Origin of the sequence: Rhizobacter sp. Root1221, assembly GCF_001425785.1 — a bacterium.
Classification (GTDB): domain Bacteria; phylum Pseudomonadota; class Gammaproteobacteria; order Burkholderiales; family Burkholderiaceae_C; genus Rhizobacter.
The window spans coordinates 70221-85899 of sequence record NZ_LMDI01000018.1 but is presented as its reverse complement, the minus strand read 5'-3'; the positions used below and the strand labels follow the sequence as shown (position 1 = coordinate 85899).

Sequence of the window (15679 nt, the reverse complement as noted above, 5' to 3'; positions counted from 1 at the left end):
CATGCTCTTGAGCATCCAGGACCTCCACGTGGCGTTCCGCGTGGGCAAGGAACACGGCGTGGTGCTGCGCACCGAGGCCGTCGGGCGCGGGCCGGTGGGCGTGAGCCTCGACGTGCCCGAGAACACCACGGTGGCCCTCGTCGGGGAATCGGGCTCGGGCAAGAGTGTCACGGCCATGTCGATCCTGAACCTGCTGCCCGAGAATGCCGAACGGCGCGGCCGCATCCTGTTCCAGGACCGCGACCTGGTGCACGCGACCCTCGGCGAGTTGCAGGCGCTGCGCGGGCGCGAGATCGCCTGCGTGTTCCAGGACCCGATGAGTTCGTTGAACCCGGTGTTCACCGTGGGCCGGCAGGTGACCGAACCGCTGCGCCGGCACCTGGGCCTCAGCGCGCGCCAGGCCCTGGCCCAGGCCGAGGCCCTGCTCGACGAGGTGGGGCTGCCCGAACCGAAGCGGCGCCTGTCCAGCTACCCGCACGAGCTGTCGGGCGGGCAACAGCAACGCGTGATGATCGCGATGGCGCTCGCCTGCAAGCCGAAGCTGCTGATCGCCGACGAACCCACCACGGCGCTCGACGTGACCATCCAGCGCCAGATCCTCGACCTGCTGCGCGCGCTCAAGGACAAGCACCGCATGAGCATGCTGTTCATCAGCCACGACCTCGGGGTGGTGGGTGAGATCGCCGACGAGGTGGTGGTGATGCGCCAGGGCACCGTGCGCGAGCGCGGCCCGGTGGCCCGCATTTTCTCCGACCCGCAGGACGCGTACACGCAGGCGCTGCTGGCCTGCCGCCCCTCGCTCCAGCAGGGTCACCGCCTGCGGGCCATCGACGACGTGCGGCCGGCCACCGCCTCCACCCCGGTGGTGAAGGACCCGGCCGCGCCGGTGGTGCTGCAGGCCGAGAACCTCACGAAGGGGTTCTGGCTGCGCCACGGGGTGTTCGGCCGGCGCGAGTTCAAGGCCGTCAAGGGCGCGAGCTTCACGCTGCGGCGTGGGCATACCCTCGGCGTGGTGGGCGAATCCGGTTCCGGCAAGACGACGATGGGCCTCGCGCTGCTGCGCCTGCACGAACCGCACGGTGGCCCTGAAGGCGGCCGCGTGACCTTCGACGGGCGGGACCTGCTGGCGCTGTCACGGCGCGAGATGCTGCCCATGCGCCGGCGCATCCAGGTCGTGTTCCAGAACCCGTATGCGTCGCTCAACCCGCGTTTTGCGATCGGCCGCACGCTCGTCGAACCCATGGCCATCCACGGCATCGGCACGTCGGACGCTGATCGCGAGGCGCGCGCGCGCGCGCTGCTCGCGCGTGTGGGCCTCGACGAATCCGCGATGAACCGCTACCCGCACGAGTTCTCCGGCGGCCAGCGCCAGCGCGTGGCCATCGCCCGGTGCCTGACACTGAACCCCGAGGTGCTGGTGCTCGACGAGGCGGTCAGCGCGCTCGACGTGTCGGTGCAGGCGCAGGTGCTCAACCTGTTGAAGGACCTGCAGGACGAGCTGGGCCTCGCCTACGTGTTCATCAGCCACGACATCGCGGTGGTGCGGTTCATGGCCGATGAGGTGATGGTGATGAAGGACGGCCAGGTGGTGGAACAGGCCCCGGTGACCCAGGTGCTGGACCACCCGCGCGAGGCCTACACCCGCGACCTGCTCGGGGCCATCCCGCGCGGCTACGTGCCGGCCTGATCCGCGTCAGTCTCCCCCGCTTCAGGCCGCGACGGCACTGCCCTTGGGCAGCCGCACCACGAACGTCGTCCCCTCGCCCGCGCGGCTGCTGGCGGCCACGCTGCCGCCCATCAGCGTCACCAGCTGGCGGGTGATGACGAGGCCGAGGCCGCTGCCCACCACCTTCGAGTACTCGGCACCGAGCCGGTTGAACGGCTGGAACAGCTGGCCCAGCTGCTCCTCGGTCAACCCCGCGCCGGTGTCGTGCACCTTGGCCACCACGTCGTTGCCGTCGGGTTCCACGGTGAGCCGCACCTCGCCGTCGGGCCGGTTGTACTTGATGGCGTTCGACATGAGGTTGATGAACACCTGCTCGAGCCGCCGCGGGTCCGCCAGGACGTGCAGGTCGCGCTCCGGTGGGGGTGGCACGATGCGCACCCCTTGTGCATCGGCCAGCGCCGACAGCTTGTCGCTGCAGCGGGCGAGCACGCCGTGAACGGACACTTGCTGCGGGGCGAACTTCACCCCGCCGGCGTCGATGCTCGTGACGTCGAGCATGTCGTTGATGAGGTCGAGCAGGTGGCGGCCGCTGTCGATCACGTGCCCGACGCGGGCGGCCTGCCCGGGGCTGAGTTTTTCGGCACTGTCGAGCTGCATCAGCTGCGCGAAACCGAGCACCGCGTTGAGTGGCGTGCGCAGCTCGTGGCTTACCCGGGACAGGAACTCGCCCTTGGCCCGGTTGGCGCGTTCGGCGGTTTCCTTGTCGAGGCGCAGGCGTTCGGCCTCCATGTCCCGGCTGACGTCGCGCAGGATGCCGATCATGCGCGGGTGGCGGCCGTTGGCCCGCGCCCGCGCGTGCAGTTCGATGTGGCGCACCTTGCCCATCGGCGTCACGACACGGTAGCGGACCGACACCGGTTCGACACGGTCGACCGCCGAACCCAGCATGTGCTGCACGCGTTCACGGTCTTCGGGATGGACGGACTCGATGGCGAAGTGGTCCGCATCGGCCACGGTGTGGGCCGCGGGAAAACCGGCCAGCACGGCAGCGCGCGCATCGAGCGCGACCCGCTTGCGCACCACGTCCCAGTCGAACACGCCGATGCCCGCGGCATCGGCGGCAAGCGCCCAGCGTTCGTTGCCTTCGCGCAGCGCCCGTTCGGCCATCAACTGCTGGTTCAGCAGGCGGGCGATCAGCAGGAGCCCGGCCGAGGCCAGCACCACGGAGATGGTCAGCGTGGCCACCAGCACGATGCGCTTCGACAGCCGCGAGGCTTCGCCGAGGCGGTCCGAGAACTGGCGCTCCAGCTGCGACAGCCGGGCGTCCATGGCGGGCAGGCGCTGCGCCAGCGCGCGAAGTTCCGGCCCGTCGGCCTCGCCCGCCACCACGTGCCGGCGCATCTGCACCCCGAGCACGCGGAGTTCGTCGATGGCCACGTCGGCTTCGGCCCAGATGGCGATCGCGTCCGCCATGAAACTGACTTCCTTGAAACGGAGGAACAGCGTGATCATCGAGGGGATGTCATCGGGGTGGTTGCCACCCTGCTGCAACCCCTGGCGGGCGACTTCCAGGTCAGGTGACGGGCCGGAGAGTTCGATGCGGGCCCGGCGGTCGCCGAGCGGCATGGACAACGCCCGTTCGAAGCGCACATAGTCGTTCGGGTCGTGCAGGCGGGCGTACCGGTCGAGGTGGTACAGCGCTTCCTTCTGCCCCTTGGACCACAGGCTCTCGCCGCCCACGTAGGCGCGCACCGCCGACAGGATGTCGGCGCTGGCCACCCCCAGCGCCGCCGTCAGGGCAACCACCATGAGGTACGAGACGACGGCCAGCCAATGGCGTCGCGTGAGTGCGCGCTGAACCGTCATGCTGCCGATGTAGATTGAAGAGCCTGCTCCGACCGTGCGGAATGGGTGTACCACGGGGAAGCGACCGCTGTCGATCGGCCGTTCAGCCGATCCGCGACCGGCAGGACATCCCCTCGCAAAATAGCGCTTGAAACGTCGCACGATCGTGCTAAATTAGAGACATGGAAACCCGCACCGAACGCAGCGAAGCCACCTTGGGCGCCATCGTCGAGACCGCGCTGGCCATGGCCCTGGCCGACGGCCTCAACAGCCTGAGCCTGGGCGAGGTGGCCAAGCGTGCCGGGTTGTCCAAGAGCGGGGTGTTTTCGCGCATCGGCTCGCGCGAGGCGCTGCAGAAGGCCGTGATCGAAGAATACGCCAAGCGGTTCCTGCAGGACGTGTTCATGCCGGCCATGCGCGAACCACGCGGCCTGCCGCGCCTGAACGCCATCATGCACCTGTGGATGAAGCGGGTGCGCGAGGTCGAGAGCCGCACCGGCTGCCTCTACAGCGCCGGCGCCTTCGAGTTCGACGACTGCGAGGGCCCGCTGCGCGACCTGCTCCTCGAACACGTGTTGCATTGGCGCGCCGCGTTGCGCCGCTCGGTCGACCTGGCCATCCAGGTCGGTCACCTCCTCCCCGACACCGACGCCGAGCAGATCGTCTTCGAGCTCGACGGCCTCTTCGTCGCGCTGATGCGCGAAGCCCGGTTCCTGCGCGATCCGCTCGCCTGCGACCGGGCGTGGACGGCGTACGAGCGCCTGATCCGTTCCGTCACCCCCTGACACGCGCCACCATGACCCGGCGCCGTGTCTGCCGATCCAACTTCGCACGACCGTGCGCCAAAAGGACTGCCATGCTTCCCCTGCTCCTCTTCCTGCTGGCCTTGCTGCTGTTGCGCGGCGGGCTCTGGGTGGTCCGCGCCTGGCGCGCGGTGCCGCGGCGCAACGCCGATTTCGGGTGGCCGCGATGAGCCCGGCCACCGACACGGCCGCCAACCCGATTGCCGCGTTCTACGGCGGACACCGCGTGGCACGCGGCCTCGGCCAGGCGCTGCAGGCCGTGCAACGGCTCGCCCCTGGCTGGGGCACCCGGCTGGCGCTCCGGCTTTTTTTCACGCCGCTGCCCACGAAGCGCGGGTCCCGGCGCCGGGACCTGCCGGCGGGTTGGACGCTCGAGCGCTGGCCGTTCGAGTCGGGGTCGATGGCGGTGTACCGCCGCGACGGCGCCCCGCCCGGCCGCCCCACCGTGCTGCTCGTCCACGGCTGGGCCGGCCATGCGCTCCAGATGCAGGCACTCGGGGACGCCGTGTTCGACGCCGGGGCGAACCCGGTGTTGCTCGACCTGCCCGGCCATGGGCGCAGCGATGGCTGGCGGTCCACGCTGCCGCAGTTCGTGCGGGGCATCTGGGCGGCCTCGGCCCGGCTGGGCCCCCTGCAGGCCGTGGTGGCGCACTCGATGGGTGCAGTGGCCGCGGCCCATGCGGCCGCCCACGGCCTGCCTGTCGACCGCCTGGCCCTGATCGCCACATCGCCACCGCCGAAGCTCGTGCTGAAGTGGTTTGCCAACGGATTCGGCCTCGGCGGGGCCATGTCGATGCGGATGCGCCGGCTGATCGAGCAGCGCGAGGGCATCGACCTCGAAGGTTTCGAGCCGGACGAACTGGCGCCCCGGCTGCCACGGGCCACGCTGGTCGTGCACGACGAGGACGACCGGGCCGCGCCACCCGCACTCGCGCGGCACCTGGCCGACCAGGTTGCCGGGAGCCGGTGGTTCGCCACCCGGGGGCTCGGCCACCGCCGGGTGCTGGCCGATGCGGAGGTGGTGCGCCAGGTGGCCGAACACGTCACAGCCCCGATGAACACTGACGATTCGGGTCGGTGATGTAACCGCCGGCTTACCGGTCCGCCACAAAACGGCGGTTTCGTTTGCCTGACGAGGGCCAGACGGGCACAAATCACGCTGGCACAAAAGCTGCGCTTGGCTATCCAGCCCCCGACCCTGGACCTGAGCCATGACGCCCACCCCGCCTCGTTCCCGCCGCACCCGGCGCCCCGCGCGCCCCGCCATGCCGAGTTGCCGGGGTGGTGCGTCGTCGCTGCTGCGCCTGGCGCAGCCCGTCGTGTCGTCCGCCAAGGCCTCCCGTGGCATCCAGGTCACGGCCTGGCTGGCCCGTGCCGCCAGCGTGCTCACCCCCGTTCCCGCCCTGGCGCTCAATGTGCGCCCGAGTGAATTCGCCCCCAGCCAATGGCTGATCGGTCACTGATCCCTGAACGCGACGAGGTCCCCCCATGGCCATGCTCCAACCGCAAACACTGCCGCTGGTTCGCACCGAAAGCACCCGCAAACCCGTGATGCCCAGCACCGTGCGGCCGCTGCCGCCGCCGCCGGCTCGTGCGTTCCAGGTGCTGCAGGCCCATCGCGCACCCACGCAACTCTCCCTCTTTTCGCCGCCTGGAGCCCAGCTCCGCGGCACTCGCTGAACCTTTCCCGGTTTTTCAGGCGCGTTTGACACGTCCGCAGGGGAGCGGGCGGCCCGGGGTGGATGAGAGCGAGTCTCCGGATCCCTGTCCCGCTTCCCTTCTTTTTGGCCCGTGTCGCCTGGGAATTGCCCTGGGACCCCGCACAACCGTTGGCGGCACACTGAACGTCTCCCCCCACCGAGACGTTCCATGATTTCACTGCATCGCCGCCAACTCGTGCTGGCCGCCGGCGGCGGCCTCCTGCCGCTGTCCGCGCCGTTTGCCCAGGGCGCCTGGCCCGGCAAACCCGTTCGCATCGTCGTCCCGTTTGCCCCGGGGGGCACCACCGACATCCTCGCCCGGGCCATGGCCCCCGAACTCGGCAAGGCGTTCGGCCAGACCTTCATCGTCGACAACAAGCCCGGTGCCGGCGGCAACCTCGGGGCCGATCAGGTCGCCAAGTCGCCGCCGGACGGCCTCACGCTGCTGATGTGCACCGTCGGCACGCACGCCATCAACCAGTCGCTGTACCCGAAACTGCCGTTCGACCCCATCAAGGACTTCGCCCCGATCACGCTGGTGGCGGGGGTGCCAAACGTGCTGGTGATGAACCCGGCCAGCGCCGACGCGGCGGGCATCAAATCGGTCGCCGACCTGATCCGCTACGCCCGGGCCAACCCGGGCAAGCTCAACATGGCGTCGAGCGGCAACGGCACCTCGATCCACCTGAGCGGTGAGCTGTTCAAGAGCATGACGGGCACCTTCATGCTGCACTTCCCGTACCGCGGGTCGGGCCCGGCGATGCTCGACCTGATCGGCGGCACCATGGACCTCATGTTCGACAACCTCCCGTCGGCCATGCCGCACATCAAGGCCGGCAAGCTGCGGGCGCTCGGCGTGACCACCGCCCAGCGCAGCGCCGCGTTGCCCGACGTGCCCACCATCGCCGAGGCCGGCCCCGTCAAGGGGTTCGACGCCAGCTCGTGGTTCGGCCTGCTGGCCCCGGCCGGCACCCCGCCCGACATCGTCAACCGCATCCAGCAGGAATGTGCCAAGGCGCTGGCGTCCCCCGCCGTGAAGGAGCGCCTGTTGTCGCAGGGCGCCATCCCGGGCGGCAACACCCCGGCGGCGTTTGCCGCGTTCATCGCGTCCGAGACGAAGAAGTGGGCGGACGTGGTGAAGAAGTCTGGCGCAAAGGTGGACTGACGGCGCTGGCCCTACCAATGAGCCGGTCGCAGGACCGGCTTCCTGCGGGTGGGCACGCAGTCTGGCAACTGCGCCGCATCCAGCTCGGCATCCAGGATGTGGTGCCGCGTCCAGTGCGCATGCCGGGCCAGCGACGCGCTGACCCGGCGGCGGTCACCCGCATCCGGCGGCCGCACGGGCGTCACGACACCGATCATCACAGATGGGCAGTCCACTCGAATGGCGGCAAGGGCCGGCTCCGCATCGGAATCGTTGGAGCACAGCACGAGTTGCCTGAACCGTCCGGCGACCGCATCCCGGTACATCGCCAACGCCAGGTTGACGTCGGTCTTCTTCTCGACCAATCGCCAGACCCGCGCGGTAAGCGCCCTGTCGTACGGCGCTCCCGGAATGAACAGCGGCAGGGCCGTTCCGTGTTTGTCGTAGGCGTGAGCACCCAGCGTCTTCATGAACCGCTCGGGATGGCGGTTCTCAAGCGCTCGGTGGTAGGACTCTTGCGCGGCCACCGACGATTCGCCGTGTGAGGCGAACTGGCCGAGCGCAGGAGCCGAGAAGAAGTGCACCTTGTGCACCACGGACGAAGGATCCTGGACGCGCACCAATTGATCGAACAGGGTGACCACGTCGAGCCACTTGTGAGGCGAACCGCGCAATCGCCCGTAGTACAGGTTGTACCCATCGATGTACACCGCTGTTGCCTTGCTCCCAGAATCCACCTTCGACCCACCTTCGACCTCGTTCGGACGTGAAAAAACCGCCTCGGAGGCGGTTCTTTCTTCCAGAGCAGCAGTCAACTGAATGACCCGGCAAAGGAGGGGTTGCGACAGATTCTGCGCCACCTCGAAGAGACCGTCAACATATGCCGAGTCGTGCCTGGGCCCAGTGTGCAGCCGTGTTGGAGCCCTCCGGTGACTCGGCCCCCCTGTTCATCGGCCCACCACTCGTGACGCCTGCGTTTCGACGCCATGGGACCTGCGCACCGCAATTCCATGGAAACCCGTAGCATCGGGCGTCCCCCTGACCTCCTTCGCCCGATGCCGCTTTCCCGCCTCCGCGGCGACCTGATCCGCTACCGCGACGCCGCCCTGGCCGACGACCTCGTCGCCGCGGTGATCGTGTCCGTGCTGCTCGTGCCGCAGAGCGTCGCGTACGCGCTGCTGGCCGGGCTGCCGCCCGAGGCCGGGGTGTACGCGAGCCTGCTGCCCATGCTCGCGTACGCGGCACTCGGGTCCAGCAACGTCAACTCGATCGGGCCCGCCGCGGTCCTCGCCCTGATGACGGCGCAGGCCATCGCGCCCGTGGTGGCCCACGACGTGCCGGCCACCGACGCCGCGCTCGTGCTGGCCATCGAGTCGGGGGTGATGCTGGCCCTGGCCGCGTTGCTGAAGTTCGACGCACTCGCGTCGCTGCTCAGCGTGCCGGTGCTGCAGGGTTTTTCGGTGGGGGCCTCGCTGTCGATCCTGCTGTCGCAGCTGCCGGTGTTGTTCGGCGCGCGTGCGGCGGGGTTCAACCTGGTGGAGGTGTTCGGCTCGTGGTGGCGCGGCGGGCATGGCATCCACCTCGCCACCGCGGCGTTCGGGATCGGGGCACTGGTGCTGCTGGCGACCGCACGCCGGCACGCCCCCGGCTGGCTCGGCCGCTGGTTGCCCGCGCGCACGGCCCACCTGGCCTCGCGTGCGGCACCGCTGGCCGTCATCGTCCTGGCCACGGTGGTGGCCTGGGCCGTGTCGGCGTCGTCGGCTGGCGTGCGGCTCGTGGGTGACCTGCCGCCGCTGCAGCCGCGGCTCACCTGGCCCGACGTGGCGTGGTCGGTGTGGCAGCAACTGCTGCCCGGTGCCGCGCTGATCGCGCTGGTCACGTTCGTGAGCAGCCTGGCCGTGGCGGAGAACCTCGGCCTGCAGCGTGGCAAACGGGTCAGCGCCCGGCGCGAGCTGATGGGCCTCGCGGGGTCGAACCTCGCGGCCGGGTTCGGGGGCGGCATGCCGGTGGGCGGCAGCTTCTCTCGCACCGCGGTGAATGCCGAGGCCGGCGCCCGCACGCGGTGGGCCGGCGTATTTGCCGCGTTGTTCACCGGCATCGGCATGCTGCTGTTCGCCGCGCCGCTGGCGCTGCTGCCGAAGGCGGTGCTGGCGGCCACCATCGTGATGTCGGTGCTGGCCGCTGGCGAATGGCGCGGGTTCGCCGAGGCGTGGCGCTACTCGCACGGCGAGGCCGCGATGATGGCGGCGGTGGCGGCCATCACGGTGCTGAAGGATGCGCAATGGGCGTTGGCGTTCGGCGTGGCGCTGTCCATCGCGCTGCTGCTGCAGCGCACCGCGCGGCCCCACGCGGTGATGGTGGCGCGCATGCCGGGCACTGAACACTACCGCAACGTGTTGCGCTACGCGACGGAAACCACGCCCGGCCTGCTGGGCATCCGCATCGACGAAAGCCTGCTGTACATCAACGCGCGCCAGTTGCCCGACGTGGTGGTGGGCTGCCTGGACAGCGCACCGGGCACCACCCGCGTGCTGCTGCAGATGTCACCGGTGAACCACATCGACTTCAGCGGCGTGGAGGCCCTGCGGTCGCTGCAGGACCTGCTGGCCCGCCGCCGGGTTCGGCTCGACCTGTCGGAGGTCAAGGGGCCGGTGCTCGATGCGCTGGTGGCCAGCGACTGGCTGCGCTGGTTCCGCGGCAGCCTGTACCTGAGCCACCACCAGGGTGTGGCGGCCGAGGTCACTCCACCTTCACACCCTTCCAGAAGGCCACCCGCCCCTTGATCTCGGCGGCGGCCTCGAGCGGCTCGGCGTAGTACCAGACGGCGTCGGGGTTCATCTCGCCGTTGACGAACAGGCTGTAGTACTGCGCCTGCCCCTTCCAGGGGCAACTCGTGCGGTGGTTGCTGAACGTCACGTACTGGCGGTTCAGGCTGCTCTCGGGGAAATAGTGGTTGCCTTCGACAACCACCGTGTCGTCGCTTTCGGCGATGGTGACGCCGTTCCAGGTCGCTTTCATCTCGGGTCCTTCGGGTGGGATGGCGCGATGGTAACGGCGCGGCCGTTACCATGGTCCGATGAAACCGTTCGCCCCGATGTTGTCGCGGTGGCTTCGCCAAGCCACCAACTCCCTGCGCCGCGCGCTGCTGCGACGCCCTACCGCCCCTGCCCCGCTGCACCGGTTCGACAGCGGAACGTTCGTCACCACCGTGGGCGCACGCCCCTACAAGCTGTTCGTGCCGGAGGGGTTCACGGGCAAGCAGCTGCCGCTCCTGGTGATGCTGCACGGCTGCAAGCAAGACCCCGACGACTTCGCCCGGGGCACGCGCATGAACGACCTCGCCCAGCAGCAGGGGTTCCTGGTGCTGTACCCCCGCCAGCCACCCCGCTCGAACGCCGCGAAGTGCTGGAACTGGTTCATGCCCAACGACCAGCGGCGCGGCAGCGGTGAACCCGCCGTGCTGGCCGGCATGGCACGCGACGTGGTGGCCACCCACGGGGCAGACCCCGACCGGGTGTTCGTGGCCGGCTTGTCCGCAGGGGGGGCCATGGCCGCCATCCTGAGCCGCGAGTACCCCGACGTGTTTGCCGCCGCCGGCGTGCACTCCGGGCTGCCGCAAGGCGCGGCGGCCGACGTGGCCTCCGCGCTGACGGTGATGCACACCGGGCGGCTGCGGCCGTTCGGCCCGTCGCGGTCGGGCGGCCCGGGTGTGCCCACCATCGTGTTCCATGGCGACGCCGACAAGACCGTTCACCCGGCCAACGGCCAGCACGTGGTGGACGACGTGCTCGCAGGCACCCCGCCACCCGCACAGATCAACCGTGGCGAACACCAGGGCCGCCTCTTCACGCACACCGTGTTCCCGGGCCGCGACGGCCGCCCGTTCGTCGAACACTGGGAAGTGCATGGCACCGGCCACGCGTGGTCGGGTGGTGACCCCGCCGGCTCGTACGCCGACCCGCACGGACCCGACGCCAGCAAGGAACTCCTGCGGTTCTTCGGGCTGCAGCGGCGCCGCGCGATCAGTTGACGCCGTACTGCGCCAGGGCACGCGTGAGGCGCCCCTTGATGGCATTCGCCAGGACCTTGTCCCCGGTGACCACCACGCTGTCGCCGTGCCTCAGGATGTCCATGGCCAGTTCGGTGGGGTCGCTGTAGGGCACCTGCAGTTCATAGCGGCCATCGTCGAGCCAGCGTGCCTTCTGCTGCGTGTGCCATTCCTCGCCGGCCACCCACTGCGCGGCACCGGCCTGGAACACGAGCGTGGCCCACTTCAGCTTGGCGTCCCCCCCGCCATAGATGCCGTAGCCGGCGTCGAGTTCGGCCTCCAGGTCGCGGATGGCGACGTTGCGGGCCCGGGTGTCGAGGGCGCGCGCGTCCTGCACCGCGTCGAGCGCAAAACGCCGCAGCCCGTCGCTGGCATGGCACCAGGCATCGAGGTACCAGGTGTTGCGGTGGTTCACGAGCCGCTGCGGCGACACCTCGCGTTCGCTGGTGCTGCGGTCGCTGCGCTTGAAGTAGCGCAACCACACCCGGCGGCGCTGCACGAGCGCACTGCCCAGAAGCTCGAAGTACTGGCTGGGCGTGCGCCGCCGCGCGGTGACGATCACCTTGACCCGGCGCATCAGCTCGCGCGCCTCGCTTTCGTCGGCCCCCAGCATGCCCTGCAGCTTGTCCATCATGGGCTGCAGGTGGCGTGACAGCACACCGTCGTCGTCGAGCCCGGCCATCAGCTGGTGCATGGTCAGCAGGGCGTGGATCTCCTTTTCGCTGAACCACAGGCCCGGCAGTTCGTGGCGTTCGCCACCGGCGGCTGCGTCGAAGCGATAGCCGTTGTCGAAGCGGTCGTAGACGATGGGGGCGCTCAGGCGGTCGCGGAGGTACTGCAGGTCGCGCTTGAGCGTGGCACGCGACACGCCCAACTCCTCGATCAGCGCATCGAACGGCACACAGCCCCGGTTGCGCAGCAGCAGTTCGATCTTGTAGAAGCGTTCGGTGCGGTCCATGGGGGCTCCTGGCACGAGGGTGGCTCACCAGACGAGCCACACATGACTCGGAGCATAACAAAGATCATCAGCAGGTGGCTCACGCCATGAGCCACCCGGGTTCGACACTGGCTTCATCGCTGCAACGGTTGCAGTGAAACGGAACGGAGCCTCCCATGACCCTCGCAGCGCCTCTCTCGCACGACACCGTCACGAACCACGAGCACATCGGCTTCGAACTCGGGTGGGACTATGCCCACTACAACGTGCACCTGCCCGCCCCCTACGCCCAGGAACCTTCGCCGCTGCGCAACGGCCTGCTCGCCGGTGCGGCCACGTTCGGCATGCGCACGCTGCAGCCCACCCGCCACGTGCGCAAGTGGCTGCAGCTGCGCCTGCACGCCTGGTTGCGCGGGCGCAGCGTGGAGCTGGTGCAGGTCACGCCACACTACCTGCAGCAGATCGACACCACCCACTGCCCCGTCACCCGCGTGCCGCTGAGCGCGGCCACGCTGGAAGGCACCGACGCGTCGATCGACCGGGTGCGCAGCGATGCCGGGTACGCCGCGGGCAACCTCGCGGTGATCAGCGCCAAGGCCAACCATGCGAAGGCGGCGTACGGCTTCCGTGACGCGCTCGGGTTCGTGCGCCAGATCGAGGCGGCATCGGTAGGCGGCCTGCACGGGCTCACCGCGGCGCAGTGGTCACGCACTGCGGTGTTGTGCAGCTTTGTCGAGCGGCTGTCGCACGCCGAGGCCTGCGCGCTGCCGATGCTGGTGCTGCCGCCCAACCGGTTGCGCCTCTTCAACCCGGTGCAGGCGCTGCAGGCCTTCATCAGCCTGCAGCTGGCCACGCCGGGGTGGAGCAACCGGCTCGCGCGGTTCGAAGACCTGCTGCCCCGCCCGCCGGTCAAGCGCGCCTTCCAGACGTTTTTCCATGCGCTGCTGCCACGGGTGCTCGAGGCCGGCAAGACGGCCGAACCCCACGAGCTGCGCTGGGCCATCGAGGACGCCTGGCGCAATCCGCTGGCGCTGCAACGGTGGACGGCCTTTGCCAGCCAACTCTCGGAAGCCGAATGCGAGGAACTCGTGAGCCGCGCCAGTCTGCGCAAGCTCGGCACCACGCGCCTCGACCGCGTGAGCGACGAGCAGGCCGTGGACGGCTGGAACCTCGACTCGAAGGGTTACGTGCCCCACACGGTGCTGATGCGCCGCGATGTCCATGAACACGCCGTGGCGCGTGGTGCGCTCGGCGAACAGCTGGCTCAGGTAACCCCGCATCACGTCGATCACGTGGCCGGCTGTCCACCGCGCATCACGATGGAACCGCTGCCATCCCACCCCAGGCCTGCGCCGATCAACCCTCTTTGCCACCCCGAATTAAATCAATCGTTTGATTTATTTGCTACATTCCGGCGAATGAGCGCACTCCCGGAACGGCCCCGACCCAAACGCAGCGATGGCGAGCAGTCTCGCGAACGCCTGTTGCGCGCGGCGTTGCGCCTGTTCGCCGACCACGGCTACAGCAAGACCTCCACGCGAGCCATCGCCGAGGCGGCCCAGACCAACATTGCGTCCATCAGCTACTACTTCGGTGACAAGGCCGGCCTCTACCGTGCGGCGTTTTTTGAACCGTTCGGCTCCCCCGAGGCCGACATCGCCCGGTACAGCGATCCGTCGATGAGCCTCACCGAGGCGCTCCACGGCCTGTACGCCACGTTCCTCGAACCGCTGGCCGAAGGCGAACTGGTGCGGCTCGGCATGAAGCTGCGTTTCCGCGAGATGCTCGAGCAGACGGGCTTGCTCGCCGATGAAATCAATGAAAGCATCCAGCCCCAGTTCGACGCGATCCTCGTCGTGCTGGGCCGGCACGTGGGTGCCCCCGAACCCGACGACGACCTGCGCCGCCTGGCGGTGTGTGTCACCGCGCTCGGGGTGAACCTCTTCGTCACCGACGACGTGTACGAGGTGGTCGCCCCCAGCCTGAAGTACCACCCTGACGCGACGGCCCTCTGGGCCGAGCGCCTCGTGATGTTCGGCGAAGCCATGGTGCTGGCCGAAGCCCGCCGCCGCGCAGGGAGCGCGGTGCAACCTCCTGTGAAGGCGAAGAAGAAGTGACCCGAAGAAGATCCCTCCCTCCGCTGGCCCCGCTGCTGCTGGCCGCCTTGCTGACCGCCTGCGCCGGAGGCCCGCTGCCGGCCGACGTGCGCGACCCCGCGGCCACCGCACCCGCGCAATGGCAGGCCCCGCTGCCCCACCAGGGCAACGCCGCCGAACTCGCCCAGTGGTGGCAGCAGTTCAACGACCCGCTGCTCGCCGACCTGATGCAGGCCGCCCAGGAGGTGAGCCCCACGCTTGCCACCGCCCGCACCCGCATCGAACAGGCCCGCGCCACCCGGGTGTCGGCCGGGGCCACGCTGCTGCCGGGGCTGAACGCCGCCGCCAGCGCGAGCCGCGGGGTCCAGGAACCCTCCATGCCCATCACCAACACCGGCTCCGCCGCGCTGCAGGCATCGTGGGAGATCGACCTGTTCGGCGGCAACCGCGCCGGCTGGGATGCCGCACGCGCCCGCCATGCCGGTGCCGAGGCGGGCTGGCACGAGGCCCGCGTGGCGGTCGCGGCCGAAGTTGCATCCACGTACCTGGGCCTGCGCGCCTGCGAGGCGTCACTCGAGAAGGTGCAGGCCGACGCCGGCTCGCGCGCGGAAACCTCACGCCTCACCGAGATCGCCGCCAAGGCGGGCTTCCAGGCCCCGGCCGCGTCGGCACTCGCCCGTGCCAGCGCGGCGCAGGGCAACAGCCTCTACTTGCAGCAGAAGGCGCAGTGCGACACCTCGGTCAAGTCGCTCGTGGCCCTCACCGGCTTCGCCGAACCCGACCTGCGCGCCCGGCTGGGCGCGGGCACGGGCACGCTGCCGGTGCCGGCGCTGATCGCGGTGGGCACGGTGCCCGCCGACGTGCTGAACCAGCGGCCAGACCTGTACATCGCCGCCCGCGACGTGGAGGCCGCCAGCGCCGACGTGTCACAGGCCCGCGCCGCCCGCCTGCCTCGGGTGAGCCTCGGCGGATCGTTCGGGCGCATGCGTGTGGAAACCAGCGCCGGCACGTCCGAAGGCACCACGTGGGCCGTGGGACCGCTGGCGGTGTCGCTGCCGCTGTTCGACGGCGGCACGCGCCGCGCCAACGTGGACGCCGCACGCGCCCGCTACGACGAAGCCGCCGTGACGTACCGGGCGAAGGTGCGTGGCGCAGTGCGCGAGGTGGAGCAGGCCCTGGTGCAGCTGGACAGCGCCGAGGCCCGCCGCGAGGACGCCCGCACCGCGGCAGAGGGATTCGACGCGTCGTACCGCGCCGTCGAGGCCCGCTACCGCGGCGGCCTGGCCAGCCTCTTCGAGCTGGAAGACGCGCGGCGCACCGCGCTGCAGGCCCAGATCAGCGTGGTGGACCTGGAGCGCGACCGCGTCACCGCCTGGATCACGTTGTACCGCGCCCTCGGTGGCGGGTGGACCACCACCCCGCCGAAGAACTCCTGAACAC

At 69.9% G+C, this 15679-nt stretch carries 14 protein-coding genes; 10 read left to right on the top strand and 4 right to left on the bottom strand.

Going from position 1 to position 15679, the window contains the following annotated elements:
- Position 1: 1 nt before the first annotated feature.
- The gene (locus ASC87_RS14720) at positions 2-1687 is read left to right on the top strand and encodes an ABC transporter ATP-binding protein (protein ID WP_157604053.1); all 1686 of its coding nucleotides are present in this window, start codon (positions 2-4) and stop codon (positions 1685-1687) included.
- A gap of 21 nt (positions 1688-1708) precedes the next feature.
- Here ASC87_RS14720 and ASC87_RS14715 read toward each other — a convergent pair whose 3' ends face one another.
- Positions 1709-3532 carry a HAMP domain-containing sensor histidine kinase gene (locus ASC87_RS14715; RefSeq protein ID WP_056663107.1) on the bottom strand — a complete coding sequence of 608 codons (1824 nt, stop codon included), beginning with the start codon at positions 3530-3532 and terminating at the stop codon, positions 1709-1711.
- 161 nt (positions 3533-3693) lie between these two features.
- Here ASC87_RS14715 and ASC87_RS14710 point away from each other — a divergent pair, with 161 nt between their 5' ends.
- The 5 genes from ASC87_RS14710 (at position 3694) to ASC87_RS14690 (ending at position 7179) form a co-directional block, all read left to right on the top strand.
- Positions 3694-4296, top strand: a complete 603-nt coding sequence (locus tag ASC87_RS14710) for a TetR/AcrR family transcriptional regulator (protein WP_056663105.1) — start codon at positions 3694-3696, stop codon at positions 4294-4296.
- Between the two features lie 184 nt (positions 4297-4480).
- On the top strand, positions 4481-5395 hold the full coding sequence (locus ASC87_RS14705) for an alpha/beta fold hydrolase (protein ID WP_157604052.1): 915 nt from the start codon (positions 4481-4483) through the stop codon (positions 5393-5395).
- A gap of 130 nt (positions 5396-5525) precedes the next feature.
- Complete coding sequence (locus ASC87_RS14700) at positions 5526-5777, top strand: hypothetical protein (protein ID WP_056663100.1); 252 nt, start codon at positions 5526-5528, stop codon at positions 5775-5777.
- Positions 5778-5802: 25 nt separating this feature from the next.
- Positions 5803-5994: a hypothetical protein gene (locus tag ASC87_RS14695; protein WP_056663097.1), complete on the top strand. Its 192-nt coding sequence runs from the start codon at positions 5803-5805 to the stop codon at positions 5992-5994.
- Positions 5995-6183: 189 nt separating this feature from the next.
- Positions 6184-7179, top strand: a complete 996-nt coding sequence (locus ASC87_RS14690) for a tripartite tricarboxylate transporter substrate binding protein (RefSeq protein WP_056663095.1) — start codon at positions 6184-6186, stop codon at positions 7177-7179.
- Between the two features lie 11 nt (positions 7180-7190).
- Here ASC87_RS14690 and ASC87_RS14685 read toward each other — a convergent pair whose 3' ends face one another.
- Positions 7191-8018, bottom strand: coding sequence for an NYN domain-containing protein (locus tag ASC87_RS14685; protein WP_200954361.1), 828 nt, complete (start codon positions 8016-8018; stop codon positions 7191-7193).
- Between the two features lie 195 nt (positions 8019-8213).
- Here ASC87_RS14685 and ASC87_RS14680 point away from each other — a divergent pair, with 195 nt between their 5' ends.
- The gene (locus ASC87_RS14680; RefSeq protein ID WP_056663092.1) at positions 8214-9941 is read left to right on the top strand and encodes a SulP family inorganic anion transporter; all 1728 of its coding nucleotides are present in this window, start codon (positions 8214-8216) and stop codon (positions 9939-9941) included.
- Here the strand turns inward: ASC87_RS14680 and ASC87_RS14675 are convergent.
- Positions 9898-10176 (bottom strand): DUF427 domain-containing protein, encoded by a 279-nt coding sequence (locus ASC87_RS14675; RefSeq protein WP_056663089.1) that lies wholly within the window; start codon positions 10174-10176, stop codon positions 9898-9900. The genes ASC87_RS14680 and ASC87_RS14675 overlap by 44 nt on opposite strands.
- 58 nt (positions 10177-10234) lie before the next feature.
- On the opposite strand from ASC87_RS14675, the gene ASC87_RS14670 reads away from it, so the two are divergent.
- On the top strand, positions 10235-11188 hold the full coding sequence (locus tag ASC87_RS14670) for a PHB depolymerase family esterase (RefSeq protein ID WP_200954360.1): 954 nt from the start codon (positions 10235-10237) through the stop codon (positions 11186-11188).
- On the opposite strand, the gene ASC87_RS14665 is transcribed toward ASC87_RS14670, so the two are convergent.
- Positions 11181-12164, bottom strand: coding sequence for a YafY family protein (locus tag ASC87_RS14665; RefSeq protein WP_056663086.1), 984 nt, complete (start codon positions 12162-12164; stop codon positions 11181-11183). The genes ASC87_RS14670 and ASC87_RS14665 overlap by 8 nt on opposite strands.
- Before the next feature lie 155 nt (positions 12165-12319).
- On the opposite strand from ASC87_RS14665, the gene ASC87_RS33790 reads away from it, so the two are divergent.
- Both ASC87_RS33790 and ASC87_RS14655 read left to right on the top strand, forming a co-directional pair.
- Complete coding sequence (locus tag ASC87_RS33790; RefSeq protein ID WP_369820765.1) at positions 12320-14260, top strand: TetR/AcrR family transcriptional regulator; 1941 nt, start codon at positions 12320-12322, stop codon at positions 14258-14260.
- Positions 14257-15675, top strand: a complete 1419-nt coding sequence (locus ASC87_RS14655; protein WP_056663083.1) for an efflux transporter outer membrane subunit — start codon at positions 14257-14259, stop codon at positions 15673-15675. The genes ASC87_RS33790 and ASC87_RS14655 overlap by 4 nt, the downstream gene beginning before the upstream one ends.
- The last annotated feature ends 4 nt before the right edge of the window (positions 15676-15679 follow it).

Coding starts and splice junctions, on each gene's coding strand:
- ASC87_RS14720 (WP_157604053.1), top strand. CDS start 2: ATGCTCTTGAGCATCCAGGACCTCCACGTGGCGTTCCGCGTGGGCAAG.
- ASC87_RS14715 (WP_056663107.1), bottom strand. CDS start 3,532: ATGACGGTTCAGCGCGCACTCACGCGACGCCATTGGCTGGCCGTCGTC.
- ASC87_RS14710 (WP_056663105.1), top strand. CDS start 3,694: ATGGAAACCCGCACCGAACGCAGCGAAGCCACCTTGGGCGCCATCGTC.
- ASC87_RS14705 (WP_157604052.1), top strand. CDS start 4,481: ATGAGCCCGGCCACCGACACGGCCGCCAACCCGATTGCCGCGTTCTAC.
- ASC87_RS14700 (WP_056663100.1), top strand. CDS start 5,526: ATGACGCCCACCCCGCCTCGTTCCCGCCGCACCCGGCGCCCCGCGCGC.
- ASC87_RS14695 (WP_056663097.1), top strand. CDS start 5,803: ATGGCCATGCTCCAACCGCAAACACTGCCGCTGGTTCGCACCGAAAGC.
- ASC87_RS14690 (WP_056663095.1), top strand. CDS start 6,184: ATGATTTCACTGCATCGCCGCCAACTCGTGCTGGCCGCCGGCGGCGGC.
- ASC87_RS14680 (WP_056663092.1), top strand. CDS start 8,214: ATGCCGCTTTCCCGCCTCCGCGGCGACCTGATCCGCTACCGCGACGCC.
- ASC87_RS14675 (WP_056663089.1), bottom strand. CDS start 10,176: ATGAAAGCGACCTGGAACGGCGTCACCATCGCCGAAAGCGACGACACG.
- ASC87_RS14670 (WP_200954360.1), top strand. CDS start 10,235: ATGAAACCGTTCGCCCCGATGTTGTCGCGGTGGCTTCGCCAAGCCACC.
- ASC87_RS14665 (WP_056663086.1), bottom strand. CDS start 12,164: ATGGACCGCACCGAACGCTTCTACAAGATCGAACTGCTGCTGCGCAAC.
- ASC87_RS33790 (WP_369820765.1), top strand. CDS start 12,320: ATGACCCTCGCAGCGCCTCTCTCGCACGACACCGTCACGAACCACGAG.